The organism is Mesorhizobium sp. CA10 (genome assembly GCF_020165285.1).
In the GTDB taxonomy this organism is placed as follows: Bacteria; Pseudomonadota; Alphaproteobacteria; order Rhizobiales; family Rhizobiaceae; genus Mesorhizobium.
The window spans coordinates 74,841-95,481 of record NZ_JAIUHV010000013.1; the positions used below are offsets into that span (position 1 = coordinate 74,841).

23 protein-coding genes are annotated in these 20,641 nt (G+C 64.4%); 11 read left to right on the forward strand and 12 right to left on the reverse strand.

Annotation, left to right across the window (positions count from 1 at the left end; all coding sequences use genetic code 11):
• Positions 1–240 precede the first annotated feature (240 nt).
• From rlmN to LB535_RS24075, 3 genes are read left to right on the forward strand one after another with little or no spacing between them, the layout of a single operon-like run.
• Positions 241–1,473 (forward strand): 23S rRNA (adenine(2503)-C(2))-methyltransferase RlmN, encoded by a 1,233-nt coding sequence (gene rlmN, locus LB535_RS24065; RefSeq protein ID WP_224633976.1) that lies wholly within the window; start codon positions 241–243, stop codon positions 1,471–1,473.
• Positions 1,470–1,937 carry a hypothetical protein gene (locus LB535_RS24070; RefSeq protein ID WP_224630607.1) on the forward strand — a complete coding sequence of 156 codons (468 nt, stop codon included), beginning with the start codon at positions 1,470–1,472 and terminating at the stop codon, positions 1,935–1,937. Before rlmN ends, LB535_RS24070 begins: the two co-directional genes overlap by 4 nt.
• Before the next feature lie 47 nt (positions 1,938–1,984).
• On the forward strand, positions 1,985–2,689 hold the full coding sequence (locus LB535_RS24075) for a GNAT family N-acetyltransferase (protein WP_140845980.1): 705 nt from the start codon (positions 1,985–1,987) through the stop codon (positions 2,687–2,689).
• Here the strand turns inward: LB535_RS24075 and LB535_RS24080 are convergent.
• Both LB535_RS24080 and LB535_RS24085 read right to left on the reverse strand, forming a co-directional pair.
• Positions 2,686–3,324, reverse strand: a complete 639-nt coding sequence (locus tag LB535_RS24080; protein ID WP_318012342.1) for an outer membrane protein — start codon at positions 3,322–3,324, stop codon at positions 2,686–2,688. The two genes, LB535_RS24075 and LB535_RS24080, sit on opposite strands and share 4 nt — an antisense overlap.
• Before the next feature lie 133 nt (positions 3,325–3,457).
• On the reverse strand, positions 3,458–4,099 hold the full coding sequence (locus LB535_RS24085) for a LysE family translocator (protein WP_224532687.1): 642 nt from the start codon (positions 4,097–4,099) through the stop codon (positions 3,458–3,460).
• Between the two features lie 161 nt (positions 4,100–4,260).
• Between LB535_RS24085 and LB535_RS24090 the strand changes: the two genes are divergently transcribed.
• On the forward strand, positions 4,261–5,481 hold the full coding sequence (locus LB535_RS24090) for an argininosuccinate synthase (RefSeq protein ID WP_224633978.1): 1,221 nt from the start codon (positions 4,261–4,263) through the stop codon (positions 5,479–5,481).
• Between the two features lie 163 nt (positions 5,482–5,644).
• On the opposite strand, the gene LB535_RS24095 is transcribed toward LB535_RS24090, so the two are convergent.
• Positions 5,645–5,932 (reverse strand): GIY-YIG nuclease family protein, encoded by a 288-nt coding sequence (locus LB535_RS24095; RefSeq protein ID WP_224633979.1) that lies wholly within the window; start codon positions 5,930–5,932, stop codon positions 5,645–5,647.
• Between the two features lie 259 nt (positions 5,933–6,191).
• Entirely contained in the window at positions 6,192–6,995 is an 804-nt protein-coding gene (locus LB535_RS24100; protein ID WP_224549599.1) for a lytic transglycosylase domain-containing protein, read from the reverse strand.
• A gap of 363 nt (positions 6,996–7,358) precedes the next feature.
• Between LB535_RS24100 and LB535_RS24105 the strand changes: the two genes are divergently transcribed.
• From LB535_RS24105 to rpsP, 5 genes are all read left to right on the forward strand, one after another.
• Positions 7,359–7,964, forward strand: a complete 606-nt coding sequence (locus LB535_RS24105) for a DUF1236 domain-containing protein (RefSeq protein ID WP_224633980.1) — start codon at positions 7,359–7,361, stop codon at positions 7,962–7,964.
• 484 nt (positions 7,965–8,448) lie between these two features.
• The gene (locus LB535_RS24110) at positions 8,449–9,399 is read left to right on the forward strand and encodes a CPBP family intramembrane glutamic endopeptidase (protein WP_224633981.1); all 951 of its coding nucleotides are present in this window, start codon (positions 8,449–8,451) and stop codon (positions 9,397–9,399) included.
• A 340-nt stretch (positions 9,400–9,739) separates the two neighbouring features.
• On the forward strand, positions 9,740–11,320 hold the full coding sequence (ffh, locus tag LB535_RS24115; RefSeq protein WP_140634947.1) for a signal recognition particle protein: 1,581 nt from the start codon (positions 9,740–9,742) through the stop codon (positions 11,318–11,320).
• A gap of 7 nt (positions 11,321–11,327) precedes the next feature.
• Positions 11,328–11,654, forward strand: a complete 327-nt coding sequence (locus LB535_RS24120) for a chorismate mutase (protein ID WP_095770012.1) — start codon at positions 11,328–11,330, stop codon at positions 11,652–11,654.
• Between the two features lie 50 nt (positions 11,655–11,704).
• Complete coding sequence (gene rpsP / locus LB535_RS24125; protein WP_095770013.1) at positions 11,705–12,106, forward strand: 30S ribosomal protein S16; 402 nt, start codon at positions 11,705–11,707, stop codon at positions 12,104–12,106.
• Positions 12,107–12,182: 76 nt separating this feature from the next.
• Here the strand turns inward: rpsP and LB535_RS24130 are convergent, their stop codons facing one another.
• The 3 genes from LB535_RS24130 to LB535_RS24140 all read right to left on the reverse strand — a co-directional run bounded on the left by LB535_RS24130 (position 12,183) and on the right by LB535_RS24140 (position 13,545).
• Entirely contained in the window at positions 12,183–12,446 is a 264-nt protein-coding gene (locus LB535_RS24130; RefSeq protein ID WP_095770014.1) for a YMGG-like glycine zipper-containing protein, read from the reverse strand.
• Positions 12,447–12,593: 147 nt separating this feature from the next.
• On the reverse strand, positions 12,594–13,121 hold the full coding sequence (locus LB535_RS24135; RefSeq protein WP_224633982.1) for an SRPBCC family protein: 528 nt from the start codon (positions 13,119–13,121) through the stop codon (positions 12,594–12,596).
• A 13-nt stretch (positions 13,122–13,134) separates the two neighbouring features.
• On the reverse strand, positions 13,135–13,545 hold the full coding sequence (locus LB535_RS24140; protein ID WP_224633983.1) for a DoxX family protein: 411 nt from the start codon (positions 13,543–13,545) through the stop codon (positions 13,135–13,137).
• A gap of 137 nt (positions 13,546–13,682) precedes the next feature.
• On the opposite strand from LB535_RS24140, the gene LB535_RS24145 reads away from it, so the two are divergent.
• Positions 13,683–14,102 (forward strand): ACT domain-containing protein, encoded by a 420-nt coding sequence (locus LB535_RS24145; protein ID WP_224633984.1) that lies wholly within the window; start codon positions 13,683–13,685, stop codon positions 14,100–14,102.
• Here the strand turns inward: LB535_RS24145 and LB535_RS24150 are convergent.
• The 3 genes from LB535_RS24150 to LB535_RS24160 form a co-directional block, all read right to left on the reverse strand.
• Positions 14,092–14,547 carry a GNAT family N-acetyltransferase gene (locus LB535_RS24150; RefSeq protein WP_224633985.1) on the reverse strand — a complete coding sequence of 152 codons (456 nt, stop codon included), beginning with the start codon at positions 14,545–14,547 and terminating at the stop codon, positions 14,092–14,094. The genes LB535_RS24145 and LB535_RS24150 overlap by 11 nt on opposite strands.
• A gap of 495 nt (positions 14,548–15,042) precedes the next feature.
• Positions 15,043–16,077: an aspartate-semialdehyde dehydrogenase gene (locus LB535_RS24155; RefSeq protein ID WP_095770019.1), complete on the reverse strand. Its 1,035-nt coding sequence runs from the start codon at positions 16,075–16,077 to the stop codon at positions 15,043–15,045.
• A gap of 108 nt (positions 16,078–16,185) precedes the next feature.
• A complete protein-coding gene (locus LB535_RS24160) occupies positions 16,186–16,509 on the reverse strand; it encodes a hypothetical protein (RefSeq protein ID WP_224633986.1) in 324 nt (107 codons plus the stop codon).
• Positions 16,510–16,664: 155 nt separating this feature from the next.
• Here LB535_RS24160 and LB535_RS24165 point away from each other — a divergent pair, with 155 nt between their 5' ends.
• Positions 16,665–18,551 (forward strand): DEAD/DEAH box helicase, encoded by a 1,887-nt coding sequence (locus LB535_RS24165; protein ID WP_224633987.1) that lies wholly within the window; start codon positions 16,665–16,667, stop codon positions 18,549–18,551.
• A 343-nt stretch (positions 18,552–18,894) separates the two neighbouring features.
• On the opposite strand, the gene leuB is transcribed toward LB535_RS24165, so the two are convergent.
• Positions 18,895–19,998 (reverse strand): 3-isopropylmalate dehydrogenase, encoded by a 1,104-nt coding sequence (gene leuB / locus LB535_RS24170; protein ID WP_224633988.1) that lies wholly within the window; start codon positions 19,996–19,998, stop codon positions 18,895–18,897.
• A gap of 291 nt (positions 19,999–20,289) precedes the next feature.
• Positions 20,290–20,640, reverse strand: a complete 351-nt coding sequence (locus tag LB535_RS24175) for a VOC family protein (RefSeq protein WP_224633989.1) — start codon at positions 20,638–20,640, stop codon at positions 20,290–20,292.
• Between the last annotated feature and the right edge of the window lies 1 nt (position 20,641).

Sequence of the window (20,641 nt, forward strand, 5' to 3'; positions counted from 1 at the left end):
CCCCTGTGGGAGAAGGTGGATCGGCGCGCAGCGCCGAGACGGATGAGGGGTGTTCCAGTGAACACCAACGCCTCACTCCGCTGGAGCACCCCTCATCCGACCGAGCTTCGCTCGGCCACCTTCTCCCGCAAGGGGGAAGGAAAGCGGGGCGCATGACTCCGGCGCCGAGCTGTGCTATGCGCCGCGCTTCCTGGCGGCCGATGCTGAAATCGGCCGCAAATCGCTTATATTGGCGCCACCATGACCATTTCGCCTGATCTTACCGCCGAAGGCGCACGTGATGCCTTGCGCCGCGCAGCACCGGCCGAGAAGCCGTCGCTGATCGGCCTGACCCGTGCCGAGCTCGGCGAGGCGCTTGTCGGCGCCGGCATCGTGCCCGAGCGCCAAGCAAAAATGCGCGCCCAGCAGCTCTGGCACTGGATGTATGTGCGCGGCGTTTCCGACTTCGCGCATATGTTCAACATCTCCAAGGACCTGCGCGCCGAGCTCGACAAGCATTTCACCGTCGCCCGGCCCGAGATCGTCGAGGAGCAGATCTCTGCCGACGGCACGCGCAAATGGCTGTTCCGCTTTCCGCCGCGCGGCGCCGGCCGGCCCGTTGAGATCGAGACCGTCTACATTCCCGAGGAAGGCCGCGGCACGCTCTGCATCTCCTCCCAGGTCGGCTGCACCCTGACCTGCTCCTTCTGCCACACCGGCACGCAGAAGCTGGTGCGCAACCTCACAGCCGAGGAGATCCTTGCCCAGCTGCTCACCGCGCGCGACCGCCTCGGCGACTTCCCCGACCGCGACACGCCGGACGGCGCCATCGTGCCGGCCGAGGGCCGCAAGGTATCCAACATCGTCATGATGGGCATGGGCGAGCCGCTCTATAATTTCGAGGCGGTGAAGAAGGCGCTGCTGATCGCCTCCGACGGCGACGGGCTTTCCTTGTCAAAAAGACGCATCACGCTTTCGACCTCCGGCGTGGTGCCGGAAATCTTCCGCACCGGCGAGGAGATCGGCGTGATGCTGGCGATCTCGCTGCACGCCACCAATGACGACCTGCGCGACCTGCTGGTGCCGATCAACAAGAAGTTTCCGCTGAAGGAGCTGATTGCCGCCTGCAAGGCCTATCCCGGCCTCTCCAATGCCAAGCGCATCACCTTCGAATATGTGATGCTGAAGGACGTCAACGATTCCCTCGACGACGCCAAGGCGCTGGTCAAGCTGCTCAAGGGCATTCCGGCCAAGATCAACCTGATCCCGTTCAACCCGTGGCCGGGCACCAACTACCAGTGCTCGGACTGGGAAACGATCGAAAAGTTTGCCGACTATATAAACAATGCCGGCTATGCTTCGCCGATCCGCACCCCGCGCGGCCGCGATATCCTCGCCGCCTGCGGCCAGCTGAAGTCGGAGTCCGAGCGCATGCGCAAGGTCGACCGGCTGGCGCTCGAAGCCATGATGATCGCAGGGCACGGCGAGGCGTGAGGCGCATCATCGCCTATCTCGTCCGCTTCGCCGTCATTCTGGTCGGCTATATCGTCGGCTCGCTGGCGGCGAGCGCCTTTCTCAATATCCTGGTCCTCGCGCATCTGGGCTACACCCCGGCCGATCCGGAGCCGGCGGCGACCGCCTCGCTCTATTTCTCGGTGCCTTTCGTGGCGCTGTTCGTCGCCTATTTCGCCTTCATGCCTGCGGCGGTCGTCATTTTGACCGCCGAAGTGCTCGGCCGGCGCGACTGGCTGTTCTACGCGCTGGGCGGCGCCGTCATCGCACTCGTTTTCCTCGGCTTCGTGCATAATGTGGGCGACGCCAATTTCGATGTCACCGAAACCAATGCCCGGCTGGCCGTGATCGGCGCCGGCATGGCCGGCGGCATCTTCTATTGGCTCTCCGCCGGCCGCTGGGCCGGAAGCTGGCGGCGCGAGGCGCTGCTCGACCTGGAGCGGTAGGCTGCACCCGGATCAACTGAGCCAAACTCCGGCTTGACCCCGGTTCGATGCTCCCGCATCACTGGACCATGCCGAAGATGCCGCAACCGGGCGCCAAGCCCCTCGTCACGCCCCTTGCAGCACAGGGATTGAGACCCGTCTTTGTCGACCGCTGGAGCGACAAGATCCGAATCCGCACGCTCAGGCCGGCGGATGTGACACCCGAGATCGCAGCTTGGCTAGCCGATCCCGCCGTCATGGAAGGATTGAACGCGCCGCAAAAAGCGATGGGCCTCGATGCCTTCCGGGCCTATGTCGCCAGCTTCGATAATCTGAAGCGCAATCTCATGACGATCCTCGGTCTGCCAGACGGCCAGCCGCTCGGCCTGGCCGTCATGGAGGTCGATCTCCGGCACCGGCTCGGCTCGTTGCACTTGATTATCGGCGATCCGGAGAACCGGGGTAGGAATGTTGCCTTTGAGGCATCTGCCGTTCTGCTCAGGCATTTCTTTCGCGAGCGAAAGCTCGAGAAGGTGACCTTTCAGCCGCTGGCGCGTAACGCCGCGGCTATCGCCGTGTGCGAACGTTTCGGATTGCGGCTGGAAGGCACGTTGCGGGCTCATCGCATAGATGGCCGGACCGGCAAGCGCCTCGACCAGATGCTCTACGCGCTGACATTGGAAGAATATGACGAACGCGTTCGCGCCTTGGAGGCGGCCGGCATGGTTCGACCCTTCGCCGGCCCTGGTCTCCCGACCCAAAAACTGCCCTAAAAACGGTACGCTACCCCGAATTTTACTGTATCGAGGGACGGTCGGAAGCGCGCGCCAGCCGTGCCGCCCGGCCCAGGTTCGATCTTGTCGAATGCGTAGTGGAGGTATTCCCCTTTCAAGGACCAGTTCGGCGCGAGTGCATACTCCGCGCCCAAGCCGATCACGCCGCCCACCTTCACGCCTGAAAAATCCGCAGTCGACCCGACCGGCGCAAAAATGGAACGGTCATAGGAAGTTGCCTGGAAATGCCCGGCAGCCACGCCGCCGGTGACATAGGCAAGGAGTTGGTCGGTCGGCGTGTAACCGGCTCTCAGCCTCGCCGTCGCGACCCAGTCGACGTCGTAAGTATAGGCTTCGCCCTTGCCGAGAAGGTCTAGGTGGCCGAATTTTGTGTCGTGCATGCCGACGAAATCGAAATCGCCGGCGACGCCGTAAACGAAGTTCCCGCTCTGCCAATCGTGCCCGGCATAGATGCCGCCGAGATAACCATCCTTTTGATGGCTGCCGTCGAAGTTTGTCGTGTCGGCATCGAAATCGACGGAGGAGTGGGCATAGCCGCCCTCCACGCCGACATAAGATCCCGACCAGTTATAGGTCGCCTCCTGCGCGCTGGCCTCGCAGACCAGCCCGATCACGGCAACGGATGCCAAGAGTAAGCTCTTCATTAGTCCCCCAATATGCCCTAGCGAATCTTCTAGGTGGGCAGAATCCTGGGGGCAAGAGCAGCAATGCAACAGCGCCGGCGAATTTTACGCGATGGCTAACGCCCTACTTCGCCTGCGCCGTCAGGATCTTGAGCGCGAAGGCCGAGAACACGCCGCCGAACAGATAGTCGACAACGCGCGTCACCCGCGGGCTTGCCTTCATCGCCGCCGAAAATTTCTCCGCCGCCAGCACCATCGGCGCCGTCACCGGGATCGACAGCACGATGAACATCACGCCGAGGAAGAACAGCTTTCCGGACGCGTTCGGATCGTGCGCGGAGACGAATTGCGGCAGGAAGGTCATGAAGAACAGGATGATCTTGGGGTTGAGCAGGTTGACCCCGAGCCCGGCCGCCCAGCTGCGGAACAGCGAAACCTGCGGTCCCGTCCTCTTCTCCGGCGAAAAGGCCGAGCCTTTCGTCACCGCTTGAAAAGCCAGGAACACCAGATAGCCGGCGCCAAAAATCTTCAAGACGAAGAAGGCCATCGGCGAGGCGACGATCAGCGCCGAGATGCCGACGACCACCAGCGTGGTGTGGATCAGCGTGCCGCAGAGCGCGCCGGCCATGGAGGCAAAGCCGGTGGCGCGGCCCTGGCTCAGCGTGCGCGAGACGAACAGCGTCATGTCCGGCCCAGGCGTGATCGCCAGGATGACGGTGGCGATGGCGAACTGGATGAGCGTCGAAGTGTCGGGAATGAAGGACATGGAAGGCCCGGTGTCGTGATGGTTTGCGAGTTTATAACGCGGCTGCCCCAGTCGCGCCAGCCGCGGCGATGGGGTTCTCCTGCTCACCTTCGTCTCTTGCGCCGCCCGGAAAGGCCGTGATACCTCGCCCGCGAAGCTATTTTCCCGCGGAACCGCCAAAAATGTCCAAGACCAAGAACGTCAAGAAAGTCGTGCTCGCCTATTCCGGCGGCCTCGACACCTCCATCATCCTGAAATGGCTGCAGACCGAGCTCGGCGCCGAAGTCGTCACCTTCACCGCCGATCTCGGCCAGGGTGGTGAGCTCGAGCCGGCGCGCCGCAAGGCCGAGATGATGGGCATCAAGGACATCCGCATCGTCGACGTGCGCGAGGAATTCGTCGCCGACTTCGTCTTCCCGATGTTCCGCGCCAACGCCGTCTATGAAGGCACCTACCTGCTCGGCACCTCGATCGCCCGGCCGCTGATCTCCAAGCATCTGGTCGAGATCGCCAAGGAAACCGGCGCCGACGCCATTGCCCATGGCGCCACCGGCAAGGGCAACGACCAGGTCCGCTTCGAGCTTTCGGCCTATGCTCTGAACCCCGACATCAAGGTCATCGCGCCGTGGCGCGACTGGTCGTTCAAGTCGCGCACCGACCTTCTCAACTTCGCCGAGCAGCATCAAATCCCGGTGCCGAAGGACAAGCGCGGCGACGCGCCCTTCTCGGTCGACGCCAACCTCCTGCACTCCTCCTCCGAAGGCAAGGTGCTGGAGGATCCGTGGAGCGAGCCGCCGGAATTCGTCCATCAGCGCACCGTCTCGCCGATGGATGCGCCCGATGTCGTCACCGAGATCGAGATCGAGTTCCTCAAGGGCGATCCTATCTCGCTCAACGGCAAGAAACTGTCACCGGCCACCATGCTGGCGGCGCTCAACGACCTCGGCCGCGACAACGGCATCGGCCGGCTCGATCTGGTCGAGAACCGTTTTGTGGGCATGAAGTCGCGCGGCGTCTACGAGACGCCCGGCGGCACCATCCTGATCGCCGCCCACCGCGCGATCGAATCGATCACGCTCGACCGCGGCGCCGCGCACCTCAAGGACGAGTTCATGCCGCGCTACGCCGAGCTCATCTATAACGGCTTCTGGTTCTCGCCCGAGCGCGTGATGCTGCAGGCGATGATCGACAAGAGCCAGGAAGACGTCGAAGGCACGGTGCGGCTGAAGCTCTACAAGGGCAATGTCATCGTCATCGGCCGCAAGTCGAAGAAAACGCTCTACTCGGATGCGCTGGTCACCTTTGAGGACGACCGCGGCGCCTACGACCAGAAGGACGCCGAAGGGTTCATCCGGTTGAACGGATTGCGGCTCCGGACACTGGCGGCAAGGAACCGTCGCTGAAATTGCGGATCTCCGCTACGGGTGAGATGTCCTGTGGGGCAGAGGGGGTGCTGTCCCGCCGACCTGTCCTTCGTCATTCTAGGGCGGAGCAAGGAGCGAAGCGACGCGCGCAGACCCTAGAATCCATGCCGTGACGGTCGAGAGCCGCCACGGTGCAGAACGCTCACCAGCCAATTCCGCGAAACAGCTCGAACCATTCCGGATTGGTCTTCTCGATCAGTTCAATCTTCCATCGCCGTGGCCAGCGTTTCAGTGACGTCTCACGCTGGATGGCATCAGCGATGTCGAAATATTCCTCGTACCAGACGAGACGCTGCACACCGCAACGGCTGGCGAAGCTGGAACCTTGGCCATTCTTGTGCTCGGGCATCCGGCGAGCAAGGTCATTGGTGACACCGATATAGATCGTGCCCCCTTTTTGGCTAGCAGTCATGTAGACATAGCCGGTCATCTGGCGATCCTAGCTGGCGCAGCCATCGGCGCCTATTCTGGACCGCAGCATTCTACGGCCAATGCCATGGCATGGATTCTAGGGTCTGCGCGCGTCGCTCCGCTCCTTGCTCCGCCCTAGAATGACGAAGCACAGGTCGCTCCGCGAGGCCCCAAGGCGCCCCTAGGGAAGTGATCCCCACTTTCCCGGCTTTCGCCAATCTCCACAAACAAAAAAGCCCGGCGCTTGGCCGAGCTTTTCCGTGGAATGACGACCTCGATCAATCCGCGTCGATCGCCTCGGCGATACGGGCGATGGCCTGCTGGTAGACGCTGGCCGAGTTCCAGCCCGCGATCGCGCCCATATTGGCCTCGTAGCTCGCGCCGGCCTGCCAGCCATGCGCCTTGAGATAGTTGGCGGTGGAAGCCAGCGCCGTGTTGCGGTCGCGCAGGTTGCCGCTGCCGACGCCATATTTCAGCACGTTTCCGGGCAGGAACTGGGTGTGGCCGATCTCGCCATGCATGGCGCCGACCGAGGAGGCGCTCAGCGCGCCGCGATCGACCAGCTTCAGCGCCGCGATGGCGTGCGGGGTGAAATAGTCCGGGCGGCGGCAGTCATAGGCGAGCGTCAGGATGGCCGACACCGTGTTCTGGTTGCCCATCGAGGCGCCGAAGCCGGTTTCCATGCCCCAGATGGCGAGCAGCACGCCCGGCGGCACGCCATAGGTCCGCTCGATATCGGCGAACATCGCCGCGTTGGCCTTCTTCAGCGCGCGGCCTCTCGAGATGATCGCGGACGCCCCGCGGCGTTTCATGAAAGCCTCCACCGAGCCGCTGAAAGCCTTGTGGATGGCGCGATCGGCCGAAATCGTCCTTGTCGCGTAGGTCGCCCCCTCCAGCGCCGAAAGCCCCCTTTGGCCGACGCCGTTGGCCTTGGCCTCGGCGGCAAAGTCCTGCTTCCAGGCCTCGAATCCGGCGCCGTTCTTGCCGCAGCTGGCCGCGGCTTCGGCGCCTGTCGCCAGCCCCAGCATCGCCACCACCGCTGCGGCGGCCGCGAAAATTCTTCTTTTGGCAAAAAATGCCATGTCCTTCTCCTGGTTGCCTTGAATCACGTCCCGGCTGCGAATTTGCCAGCGAAACGCCCGGTTGTCACCGTCCTCGCGGCGGGACGTGACACCCGACACTGGCGAAAGAAGGGCAATAGCCTGCGATCGGCCATCAGGTGTGGCGGGCCTGCCTCATGAAAGACGTTGATGTCGCGATCGTTGGCGCCGGTCCGGCGGGACGTGCCGCGCTAAAAGCGCCTTGCGCCCGCTCACGCCCTTTTGACCGCAACCCAGAGAAATCATGGAACAATTCGTGAGCGGCCGAAAGGCGCTTTAGCCGGAACGCATAAGCCTTGGTTTCGTTTCCGACCGCGAGGGAGCGTGGAAAAACGGAGTGAAACCATGAAACGCGTACTGTTTCCGGCGCTTGCCGGCGCGCTGTTCGCCATGTCGGGCGCGGCCTTGGCCGACACCGCCGTCTCGGCGGTGGCCGATCTCAATGTGCGCGCCGGCCCCGGCCCGCAATATCCCGTGATTGGCGTGCTGGCCGCCGGCCAGTCGGCAACGCTCACCGGCTGTATCGCGAACAGCAAATGGTGCACGATCGCCGAAGCGGGCGGCAATGGCTGGGTCTATTCCGACTATGTGACGGGCGATTTCGGCGGCAGCCGCGTCGTGCTGACACGCCGGCCGGCCAATGCCGGCATCGCCGTCGTGTCGCCGCCGACCGATAACATCTACACCACGGACAGCTACACCGGCGCCATCGTTCCCGGCGACGATGCCATCGAGTCGATCGGCAGACCGCCGGCCGAGGTCGGCACCTATGTCACCACGCACCGGGTCGATCCGGTCTATCTCGAGGGCGAGGTGGTGACCGGAGCCACGCTGCCCGACACGGTCGAGCTGCGCGAGATCCCCGATTACCGGTATCGCTATGTCTATGTGAACAACCAGCCGGCGCTGGTCGACCCCGGCACGCGGCGCATCGTCTATGTGATGCGCTGATCGGGCTTGATCGTCGTCAGACGAGCGGCCGCCGGCGATGGCGGCCGTTTCTTTCCGTGCTGACGGCTCAGGCTTGCCTGCGTTCAATGCACACGTTTGGGATTGGCCGAAGCGTCCGAACTTCGTCATCCACGGGCGGAGCGGAAGCGAAGCGGACGCGTAGACCCGAGGATCCATTCCGTGACCCCGGCCGAAGAGCGCAGCGGGGCAGAATTCTGCACTGTGGCAACGCTCGGAAGTAACGGAATGGATCCTCGGGTCTGCGCCGCGTCGCTTCGCTCCTTGCTCCGCCCGTGGATGACGACGAGATGGGCGTTCCAGCTAATCTCCTACCTTCGTGATCGCGCGTTAGTGTTCCGTGGTACGAATTCGATGTTCGTGCCCTCAACGCGATCCAGTCGGTCCCGGCTCAAAGCAAGGTAATCGCGCGGTAACCACCGACCTCCTACACAATACAGCCGAAAGCCTTCGGCAGGGGAGCCGCGTGACGATCGAAAATGCCGCCTTCGAGCGCTATCGCCGCTCGCCGAACGAAAAGACCAATTTGCTGCGGCTCTTCTTCGGCACGGCAATCGTTATTGCCTTCTGGATGGCGGCGACGGCCGTCGTGCTGTTTGCCGGCACCTATGTCTACATCGTCTGGCGCCTGCCCGGCCCCTCGACCGGGCAGTACATGCAGGACTTCCTGGCATCGCCCGTCGGCATCCTCAGCGCGCTGAGCTCCTTTGCCGGCATCTGGATCGGCCTGTGGGTGGCGATGCGATTGGTGCATGGCGAGCCGCTGTCGGCTCTCTTTGGCGTTACCCGCCGCATCGCTGGCGGCGATTTTCTCAAGGGCCTGGTCGCGGTGCTGATCACCTCGCTGTTCTCCGAGGTGCTGCTCTATTGGCTGCAGCCGGAGATCGCGCGCGGACCGATCTCCCTGTCGTCCTGGCTGCTCTTCCTGGCGCCGATCGCGCTGCTCGCCTTCCTGCAGACCTCGTCGGAGGAAATGCTGTTTCGCGGCTATCTGCTGCGCGCCCTCGCTCATCGCTTCAGGAGCCCTCTGGTCTGGGCGGCGCTGCCGGGCCTGCTGTTCACGTCGCTGCACTGGAATACGGCCTCGACGCTGGCCATCAATGCCAGTGTCTTCATCTCGATCGGCACATTCGCCCTGCTGCTCACGCTCCTGGTCTATGTCACCGGCAATCTCGGCGCCGGCTTCGGCGCCCATCTCGGCAACAACCTGACCGGCTTCCTGCTGATCTCGCACCAGGAAGGCTACAATTCCTTCGCGCTGCTCAATGCCAAGCCCCTCGAAGGCCCCGGCTGGACCAATCTGGACGCCGTTCTCATCGCCGCGATCGGCGTCGTCAGCACACTTCTGACGATGCTGCTGCTTTTGCACCGGCGCTCGCCGCTGAGGGTCGGGGCGACCCGGCAAAGTCCGCTATGAGACGCCCAAATGGCGGCGTTTTGGCCGGGATTCCTGCATAGTTTCTTGACGCATGTCGTTGCCGCAAAACCGCTGCGCACTTTTGCGCGACATGCGTTGGCCTTGACTCCGCGGCCGATTTCCTGTCTAGAGCCGCTGAATTCCGCGACGAGTTTTCTTTCGCGAAAGCCGACCAGGACGCCGAAGCCGCTTTGAGGCGGGTGCTGTAAAGAGATCCTGGAGGCCAACACCCGGCAGCGCGATGCGCCCCCGGGTGCTTTTTGGCTTTGCGCTTTTGCTTGGCGACCCGGCGCGAACGCACTACCTCTCGGTCGGACCCCACCGAGATCAAGGACCGCAGATGTTTGAATCCCTCCAGGAGCGTCTTGGCTCCATCCTGAACGGCCTGACTGGTCGCGGCGCGCTCTCCGAGGCGGATGTCTCGGCGGCTTTGCGCGAGGTGCGCCGTGCGCTGCTCGAGGCCGATGTCGCGTTGGAAGTGGTTCGCTCCTTCACCGACAAGGTGCGCGAGAAGGCGGTCGGCGCCGCGGTGCTGAAGTCGATCAAGCCCGGACAGATGGTCGTCAAGATCGTCCATGACGAGCTGGTCGAGATGCTCGGCGCCGAGGGCGTAGCCGTCGACCTCAACGCGCCGGCGCCCGTGGTCGTCATGATGGTCGGCCTGCAGGGTTCCGGCAAGACGACCACCTCGGCCAAGATCGCCAAGCGGCTGACCGAGCGGCAGAACAAGAAGGTCCTGATGGCTTCGCTCGACACGCGGCGGCCCGCCGCGCAGGAGCAGCTGCGCCAACTCGGCGAGCAGACCAAGGTCGCGACGCTGCCGATCATCGCCGGCCAGAGCCCGGTCGATATCGCCAAGCGCGCCGTGCAGGCCGCCAGGCTCGGCGGCCATGACGTCGTCATCCTCGACACCGCCGGCCGCACCCATATCGACGAGCCGCTGATGGTCGAGATGGCCGACATCAAGAAGGTGTCGAGCCCGCACGAGATTCTGCTTGTCGCCGACTCGCTCACCGGCCAGGACGCCGTCAATCTGGCGAAAAGCTTCGACGAACGCGTCGGCATCACCGGCCTGGTGCTGACCCGCATGGACGGCGACGGCCGCGGCGGCGCGGCGCTGTCGATGCGCGCCGTCACAGGCAAGCCGATCAAGCTCATCGGCACCGGCGAAAAGATGGACGGGCTGGAGGAATTCCACCCCAAGCGCATCGCCGACCGCATCCTCGGCATGGGCGACATCGTCTCGCTCGTCGAGAAAGCCGCCGAAACCATCGACGCTGAGCAGGCGGCGGCGATGGCCAAAAAGATGCAGTCGGGCAAGTTCGACCTGAACGATCTCGCCCAGCAGCTTCAGCAGATGTCGAAGATGGGCGGCATGGGCGGCATCATGGGCATGATGCCCGGCATGGGCAAGATGAAGGACCAGCTGGCCGCCGCCGGCCTCGACGACAAGATGTTCGGCCGCCAGCTCGCCATCATCTCCTCAATGACCAAGGCCGAGCGCGCCAATCCCGATATCCTCAAGCACTCGCGCAAGAAGCGCATCGCCGCTGGCTCCGGCACCGACGCGGCCGAGATCAACAAGCTCTTGAAGATGCATCGCGGCATGGCCGACATGATGAAGGCGATGGGCGGCAAGGGCAAAGGCGGCGGCCTCATGCGCGGCATGATGGGCGGCCTCGCCTCGAAAATGGGCCTAGGCGGCATGATGCCCGGCGGCGGCATGCCCGATCTTTCCAAGATGGATCCCAAGCAGCTCGAAGCCCTGCAGAAGCAGGCGCAGGCCGCCGGCCTCGGCAAGGGCCTGCCGGGCGGGCTTCCCGGTGGCGGCGGACTGCCGGGCCTGCCCGGCGGCATGAAGCTTCCGGGTCTCCCGGGCCTCGGTGGCGGCGGGCTGCCAGGTTTAGGCAAGAAGAAGTGAAGGGGCGATGAACGAGGAAAAAGACATGGCCGATGCACGCGCCATCCTGGCCGGCTACCGCGCTTCGATCGACAATATCGACGCCGCCCTTATCCATATGCTGGCCGAACGCTTCCGCTGCACCAAGGCGGTCGGCGTTCTGAAGGCCGAGCATGGCCTGCCGCCCGCCGACCCCGCGCGCGAGCAGCAGCAGATCGCCCGCCTTCGCCAGCTGGCGAAGGATGCGCATCTCGACCCGGATTTCGCGGAGAAATTCCTCAACTTCGTCGTCCGCGAGGTGATCCGGCACCATGAACAGATCGCCGCTGCCAACGGCGTGACGAAAACCGGCTGAAACCAGCCGAAAACTCATCAACGAAATCAGAGCTTTTAGGAGACAAAGAAATGGCACTGAAGATCAGACTGGCCCGTGCGGGCTCGAAGAAGCGTCCTTACTACCACGTCGTCGTCGCCGACGCCCGTTCGCCGCGCGACGGCCGTTTCATCGAGTCGCTCGGCTCGTGGAACCCGCTGCTGCCGAAGGACGGCGAGCGCGTCAAGGTCGACGCCGACCGCGTCAAGCACTGGCTGTCGCATGGCGCCCAGCCGACCGACCGCGTGCTGCGCTTCCTCGACGAGGCCGGTATTGCCAAGCGCGAGGCCCGCTCGAACCCGAACAAGGCCCTGCCCGGCAAGAAGGCGCAGGAACGCGCTGCCCTGTTGAAGAAGGCCCAGGAAGACGCCGCGGCGGCGGCGGCCGCGGCGAGCGCCGCACCGGCCGAGGTTGAAGCGGCCAGCGCCGAGTAATCACGGTTCTTCGTCGCCTATGAAAACGGCGGGCATCGGCCCGCCGTTTTTCTTTGTTCGATTTCGGTCCGATACCTCAATAGCCGGACGGGCAGCGCGCCACATAGACACGCCCGTAACGGTCGCGATAGCGGCACTGGCCGGCTTCGCTGGCATGGCCGATCAGCGCGCCGGCCACTGCGCCGACCGCGCCGCCGACCACCGCGCCCTGCACAGGATCGCCCGCCACCGCGGCACCGACCGCCGCACCGCCCAAGCCGCCGATCGCAGCACCCTTTTCCGTTTGCGAGCAGGCGCCAAGGGCCACCGTCAGCACCAGGATGGTAATTGCTTTCTTCATTGCTGTTCCTCTCTCAAGCGCCGTCCTCGCCGCCATGCCCTAAACTCACAAACAGCTAAATTGATCCCGGCAATGATGAAGATTGGCCGGCTAGGCGCCGGCCGGATTTGCAGCACTGAACGCCAACTTATTGAAACTTCATGGTTTTCAGCGCTCCGCGAGGCGCTTCAGATTGCCGAGCCCGGCCTCGAAATCCTTGCCGATCAGCGTGTCGAAATTCATGAACAGGCCCATCAGCTTGGCGATGAAGGGCCTTGCCCCGCGCATCGCCCAGGTGACGGTCGTGCCCTCGCCGGACGGCGAAAGCGTGAAGTCGACACTGTTGTTGGCCCTGAACGGCTTTTCGAAGTCGAGCTTGAGCGACACCAGCGATGACGGCACCGAATTCGTGATCTCCATGCGGCCCTTGCCGGCCTTGGAGTTGCCTTCCCAGGCGTAGGCCGCGCCTTTGCCGCTTTCGGCGCCCGACAGCGTGCGCTTCATGCCGGGGTCGAGTTTTTCGAAGGGCGACCATTCGGGCCAGCGCCGGAAATCGTTGATCAGCGGGAAGATCGTCTCGGCCGGCGCCTTGATGCTGGCCGAACGCGTGACGACGAAATCGTTCGGCCGGGTCGCGGCATAGATCAGCACTGCGGCGACGATGACGACCAGGATGATGAGGATGGTGGCAAACATTTCTTTTGCTCCTCTATCGCGAGAACGGGATCAGCGCACGCACCCTTTGGTCGCGCAGGTAGAGCCCGCCCCACAGGATTATGCCGAGATAGACGCCGAACAAGGTATGCGAGAACAGCGGGTTGCCGATCCGCACATGCGTCGAAATCGCGCCGCCCATATAGGCGGTGAGCAGGATGGCGCCGAGCACCGATGTACGTGGCCATGCGTAGAGCGCGGTCGAGACCAGACCGATAACCCCGATCAGGCGCGCGACATTGGCGTCGGCCGGCCAGCCAAGCTGCACCATCGTTTGCGTGACGATGTCGAGCGGCGGCAGCTTGATGACGCCATCGAAAATCATGAACAGGACGACGACGGCGCTAAGCACGCGCCCGGTCCACAAGGCGCCGTTCGAGACAGGCGCGGCTTCGGAAATGCTCACGGATGTTCCCTCCTGTTGATTCAAGGGCTGGCTTTCTGCCAGCTTCGAACCAAGGACGGAGAAACGCGCGGCGATCCTACGGGTCGGGTGCGCTTTTTTCAAAAGCGTGGTTCAGTGCACGGAACGGAGGAGGCAAGATGACCGGCGAGACCGACCTGCACAGGCTGTTGGCGTCGATGACGCCGCGACTGCTTGCCGGAACCTACGTCTTCGCTACGCTGGCGCCGGACGCGGCCATGCCGGATGGGCTCGATCCCGTCATGCAATTCCGCGAGCACGAAGGTTTGACCCTGATCGTCGCGGAAGACGCAGCGAAAGCAGCCGGCCTTGCCGGCACGTTCCGCAGCCGGATGATCACGCTCGACATCCACTCCTCGCTGGAAGCCGTCGGCTTCCTCGCCGCCATCACCACGCGGCTCGCGGCGGCAGGCATGGGCGTCAATCCGGTGTCGGCCTTCTATCACGACCATCTGTTCGTGCCGGCGGAGCGGGCGGAGGAAGCGCTGGCGATATTGCGCGGCCTGGCGGCCGAAAATGGGCCTGAGCTCAGCGCCTGAGGACATAAAGAATATCCGGCAAGCCTTCCTCATTGGCCGAGCCGTCGCCGAGGGCCTCGGCGCGAAAACCGTGGCGTTCGTAGAAGCGGCGCGCGCCGGTATTGGCCTGGAAGCAATGAAGCTTGACCACAGGTATGCCGGCGGTGGCTTGAGCAAGCAGCCGGCTGCCGATGCCTTGTCCAGTCCAGGCCGGATCAAGATAGAGCTGCTCGACCCATTCGCCCTTGGCGGCGATGAAGCCGACGATGCATTCGGCGGTCTCGGCGACCGTCACTTGCTGCTCGGGCAGCAGGATATCGCGGATGAAGAACAGGTCCTCCTCCGGCGTGTGCAACACCGGCATCCAGTCGAAGGCATTGACCGACGCGCGCATCAGCTTGGCGATGGCGGCCGCGTCGGAAGCGATGGCCGGACGCAGGAGGATATTGAAAGCCGGACCGATCATGAGCTCAGCTGACCCGAAAAGTGCGAGCGTTCCCTTCTCCCCCTGTGGGAGAAGGTGGATCGGCGCGACAGCGCCGAGACGGATGAGGGGTGTTCCAGTGGAGTGAGACGTCAGCGTTCCCTGGAACACCCCTCATCCGTCGCCTTCGGTGACACCTTCTCCCACAAGGGGAGAAGGAAGAACCGCCACGGCCGAAGGCCGAGCCTGCGACTGCGGGCCGCCAGTCGTCGGGCGCGCCCGAGGGCCAGCCGCGGCAGCGGCGGCGCGGCCCGTGAGCGAAAACCAAACGGCCGAAGGCCAAGCCTGCGACCGCAGGCCGCCGGTCGTCCGGCGCGCCCGCGCAGGGCCAGCCGCGACAGCGGCGGTGCGGCCCGTGAGCGAAAACAAACGCCCGAAGGCCGAGCCTGCGACTGCAGGCCGCCGGTCGTCCGGCGCGCCCGCGCAGGGCCAGCCGCGGCAGCGGCGATACGGCCCGTGAGCGAAAACAAACTGCCGTCAGGCCGCCTTCTTCTTCGGCTGGATCAGGCCGCGCTCGACCAGGAGCTCGGCGATCTGCACGGCGTTAAGCGCCGCGCCCTTGCGCAGGTTGTCGGAGACCACCCACATCGACAGGCCGTTGTCGACGGTCGAATCCTCGCGGATGCGCGAGATGAAGGTGGCGTCCTCGCCGGCCGATTCCAGCGGCGTGATGTAGCCGCCGTTCTCGCGCTTGTCGAGCACCTGGCATCCGGGCGCCTCGCGCAGGATCTCGCGCGCCTCATCCGCCGTGATCGGCTTTTCGAACTCGATGTTGACGGCTTCCGAATGGCCGATGAACACCGGCACGCGCACGCAGGTCGCCGTCAGCTTGATCTTGGGGTCGAGCATCTTCTTGGTCTCGGCCACCATCTTCCACTCTTCCTTGGTGAAGCCGTCGTCGAGGAAGACGTCGATATGCGGGATGACGTTGAAGGCGATGCGCTTGGTGAACTTCTTGACGTCGACCTGGTCGGCGACGAACACGGCGCGGGTCTGCGTGAAGAGCTCGTCCATGCCTTCCTTGCCGGCGCCGGACACCGACTGGTAGGTGGCGACGACGACGCGCTTGATGGTGGCGACGTCATGCAGCGGCTTCAGCGCCACGACCAGCTGCGCCGTAGAGCAGTTCGGATTGGCGATGATGTTCTTGCGCGTGAACAGCGAAATCGCGTCCGGGTTCACCTCCGGCACGATCAGCGGCACGTCCTGATCGTAGCGGAAGGCCGACGAATTATCGATGACGACGCAGCCCTGCTTGCCGATCTTCGGCGACCATTCCTTCGACACATTGCCGCCGGCCGACATGACGCAGATGTCGGTGTCGGAAAAATCGTACTGATCAAGCGCCTTGACCTTCAGCGTGCGGTCGCCGAAGGACACTTCGGTACCCTGGCTGCGTCGCGACGCCAGCGCCACCACTTCGCTCACCGGGAAGCCGCGCTCGTCCAGAATGTTGAGCATTTCGCGGCCCACATTGCCCGTGGCGCCGACTACCGCAACCTTGAAACTCATCTGATATCTCCTGTCCCTCTCCGCTTGGTTGTTGGAGAAAACCCGCCGGCCTCATGCGGGTTTCGTCCCCCGGGCCGGACCCGGGAGAGGGTGGTTAGGCCAAGGGAATCACACCGTTTTGGTGGTGGTTTTGGCCGTAGTTTTGCTGGAACGAGGGGACGCGCCGACGCGCCCGGCCCAATGCTTGGCATTGAGGCTGGGGGCATCGAATGCAAGAAGAGCCATCGAGAGGCCGCGCATCGAAAAACGATCCCGTTCGACGCGGGCTTTTACGCGGTTTGGCAAAAGAGTCAATTGGCGTAGCGCCTCTCCTTCTCCCCTTGTGGGAGAAGGTGGATCGGCGCGCAGCGCCGAGACGGATGAGGGGTGTTCCAGCAGAGTGAGGCGTTGGCTTTCCCTGGAACAACCTTCATCCGGCCGCTTCGCGGCCACCTTCTCCCACAAGGGGAGAAGGGGAAGGCGGTGCCGTCTGCTCTGTACAATGGCGGCGGTAGCAAGTACGAACGGCCCAAATTTCGTTTGGCTGACGCAGTGCCGGCCTTGTGCTCCAATGGCGAGCGCAGAACCTCGAATTCCGAAAGAAGAAAATGTCCAGTTTCGAAACGATTGTTCCTGCGCTGGCTCAGGCGCTGGAAAAGCGCGGTTATTCGGCGCTGACGCCGGTGCAGAAGGCGGTGCTTGGGCCGGAGCTCGGCGAGGCCGACGCGCTGGTTTCGGCGCAGACCGGCTCCGGCAAGACCGTCGCCTTCGGCCTTGCCGTGGCGCCGACCCTGCTTGGGAAAGCTGAGCGGTTTGCCGAGGCCGGCGCGCCGTTCGGATTGGTCGTGGCGCCGACGCGCGAGCTGGCGCTGCAGGTGCGGCGCGAGCTGGAATGGCTTTACGAGCTGACCGGCGCCGAAATCGCCTCCTGCGTCGGCGGCATGGACATGCGCACCGAGCGGCGCGCGCTGGAGCGTGGCGCTCATATTGTCGTCGGCACGCCGGGTCGGCTGCGCGACCACATCACGCGCGGCGCGCTCGGCATGTCGGCGCTGAAAGCGGTGGTGCTCGACGAGGCCGACGAGATGCTCGACCTCGGCTTCCGCGAGGATCTCGAATTCATCCTCGATGCGGCGCCCGCCGGGCGCCGCACGCTGATGTTTTCCGCCACCGTGCCGCGCTCCATCGCCACGCTGGCGAAGAGTTACCAGCGCGACGCCGTGCGCATCTCGGCCGGCGGCGGGGAAAAGCAGCATCTCGATATCGAGTACCGGGCGCTTTCGGTCGCGCCCGCCGATCGCGAGAACGCCATCATCAACGTGCTGCGCTATTACGAGGCGGGCAATGCGATGGTGTTCTGCAACACCCGCGCCGCCGTCAACCATCTCACAGCGCGTTTCAACAACCGCAATTTTGCGGTGGTGGCGCTCTCCGGCGAGCTCAGCCAGAACGAGCGCAGCCACGCCCTGCAGGCAATGCGCGACGGCCGCGCCAAAGTCTGCATCGCCACTGACGTCGCCGCGCGCGGCATCGACCTGCCCAATCTCGATCTCGTCATCCACGCCGACCTGCCGAGCAATCCGGAGACGCTGCTGCATCGCAGCGGCCGCACCGGACGCGCCGGCCGTAAGGGCGTCAGCGCGCTGATCGTGCCGGGCAATGCGCGCCGGCGCACCGAGCGGCTGCTCGCCAATGCCGGCCTGACCGCGGCCTGGGCGAGCCCTCCCTCAGCCGACGAGGTGCTACGGCGCGACGACGAGCGCATCCTGGCCGATCCTTCCTTCGGCGAGCCGGTGAAGGACGAGGAGCGCGACTTCGCCGCGGCGCTCCTGGAACGGCACGGCGCCGAGCTGGTGGCCGCCGCCTTCGTGCGGCTTTGCCGTGCAAGCCGCTCGGCGCCTGAGGACCTGATCGATGTCGCGCCCTTCGCGCCATCAAAGGAGAAGTTCGCACGCCGGGAAGAGACATCCGGCCGCGGGGAAGAAACATCGGGCCGCCGCGACGATTTCGGCGATAGCGTCTGGTTCTCGCTCTCGGTTGGCCGCCGGCAGAATGCCGAGCCGCGTTGGCTGATCCCGATGCTGTGCCGCACCGCCGGCATGTCCAAGCGCGAGATCGGCGCCATCAAGATGCAGCCGGAGGAAACCTTCGTGCAGATCGCCGCAGACTGGGCCGACCGGTTCGTCGCCGCGATCGGCCCCGACCGCAAGCTGCAAGGCAGTATCGCGGTCAGGCGGATCGACGGCACGCCGGACCTGTCGCGCGCCGGCTACCAGCCACAGAGGCCGGAGAAAAAGCCGCATCGCGGCAAGCGGTCTTTCGACCAGGGCGCGCCCGGATTCGAGAAGCGGGCGCCGGGGGAACGACAGCGTGCTGCGGCGCTGGACACCTGGGCGAAGAAACCCGGCAAGGCGAAATTCGACAAGCCAAAGTTCGACGGGCCGAAATCCGACCAGCCGGCAAAGCGCAAGAAGCCGAAGAAGCGGCCAGCCTAGGGTCGCGACGAAAGTTAGAAGCCGACCCGCAGCGAGCTGCCGGCGTTCTCTTCGGTGGCAAATCGCAACCTTCACGATTAGCCGAAGCGTCCGAACTTCGTCATCCACAGGCGGAGCGGGAGCGAAGCGGACGCGTAGACCCGAGGATCCATTCCGTTACCTCGCACGAAGGGTAAAGGCGGTGCAGAACGAGAGTTTTCTGCACCGCTGCGACGCTTGGAGGTCACGGAATGGATTCTATGGTCTGCGCTGCGTCGCTTCGCTCCTTGCTCCGCCATAGAATGACGAAGGCGTGGGGCGCGCAATGTCGACCCTCGCCCAGCGAATGTCGACGGTCATACGATCATCCCAGGAACTTGGCGATTATGGCGTCGCCCATTTCAGTGGTGCCGACTTCCTTCATGCCCGGGGAAAGAATGTCCTTGGTGCGCAAGCCGTCGTCGAGCACGGCGGCGATCGACGCTTCCAGCCTGTCGGCCTCTGCGACCATGCCGAAGGAATAGCGCAGGCACATGGCGAAGGACGCGATCATGGCGATCGGGTTGGCGATGCCTTTGCCGGCAATGTCGGGCGCCGAGCCGTGCACCGGCTCGTAGAGCGCCTTGCGCTTCTTGGTCTTGGCATCCGGCGCGCCGAGCGAGGCCGAAGGCAGCATGCCGATCGAGCCGGTGAGCATGGCGGCGATGTCGGAGAGCATATCGCCGAACAGATTGTCGGTAACGATCACGTCGAACTGCTTCGGCCAGCGCACCAGCTGCATGCCGCCGGCGTCCGCCAGCATGTGGTCGAGCTTCACATCGGAGTACCGCGCCTTGTGCGTCTGGCTGACCACCTCGTTCCACAAAACGCCCGACTTCATGACGTTGCGCTTTTCCATGGATGTCACATGGTTGCGACGGGTCCGCGCGAGCTCGAAGGCGACGCCGGAGATGCGCTCGATCTCGAACGTATCGTAGACCTGGGTATCGATGCCGCGCTTCTGGCCATTGCCGAGATCAATGATCTGCTTCGGCTCGCCGAAATAGACGCCCCCGGTCAGCTCGCGCACGATAAGGATATCCAGGCCCTCGACCACCTCCTGCTTGAGCGAGGAGGAGGCGGCCAAAGCCGGGTAGCAGATCGCGGGCCTGAGATTGGCGAACAGCTCCATGTCCTTGCGCAGCCGCAGCAGGCCAGCCTCGGGGCGTACCTCGTAAGGCACGGCATCCCATTTCGGCCCGCCGACGGCGCCGAACAGCACGGCGTCCGCCGCCATCGCCTTGGCCATGTCGGCATCCGAGATCGCCGCGCCATGCACATCGTAGGCGCAGCCGCCCACCAGCCCCTCGTCAGTGGCAAAGCCGCTGCCCAACCTGTCGTTCATCGCCGTGATCAGCTTCTTCACCTCGGCCATCGCCTCGGGGCCGATGCCGTCGCCGGCTAGCAGGAAGAGATTTTTCGAAGCCATGGAGAACCGTCCGGAAAGAATGAGTTTCTGTTTGCACAGCATCCTTGCGCGCCGAAGAGGCGCGCGGCGCTGTGCGGCCGGCGTCTTGCTAAACGCCAAGCGCTTGCGGCGCAAGGGGACGGAGAAATACTGCGGCGCTCGGCAGGTGTGGCTCCGGTTCCTCGCCCCCGCCAGAGGCCGGGGAGAGGTGTCCGCGAAGCGGACGGAGAGGGGGCCTTCGTAGGGCGCTCCCCTCTCCGTCTCAGCTTCGCCGAGCCACCTCTCCCCACTTCGTGGGGCGAGGAACCCCAGCTACCGATGCGACAGAATATTCACCAGCCGCCCGAACGGATCGCGCACATAGAAGCGCCGCACGCCCCAGGGCTCGTCGGCCGGGCCGTATTCGACGGCGAAGCCGGCGGCCTTCATTGCGTCGAGCGCCGCGTCCACATCGTCGACCTCGATCGACAGGTCCGGCACCGGCGTGCCGGATCCGCCTTGCGCCATGAAGCTCACCTGCACCTGCATCCGTTCCTCGGACCCGTAGGTGGCGATCCAACCCATATCCATGAGCAGATCGAGGCCGAGCACGTCATGGTAGAAGCGCTTCGCCGCGACGATATCCTGTGTGGCGATGTTGGTTACAATGCGCCGAACCGCCATC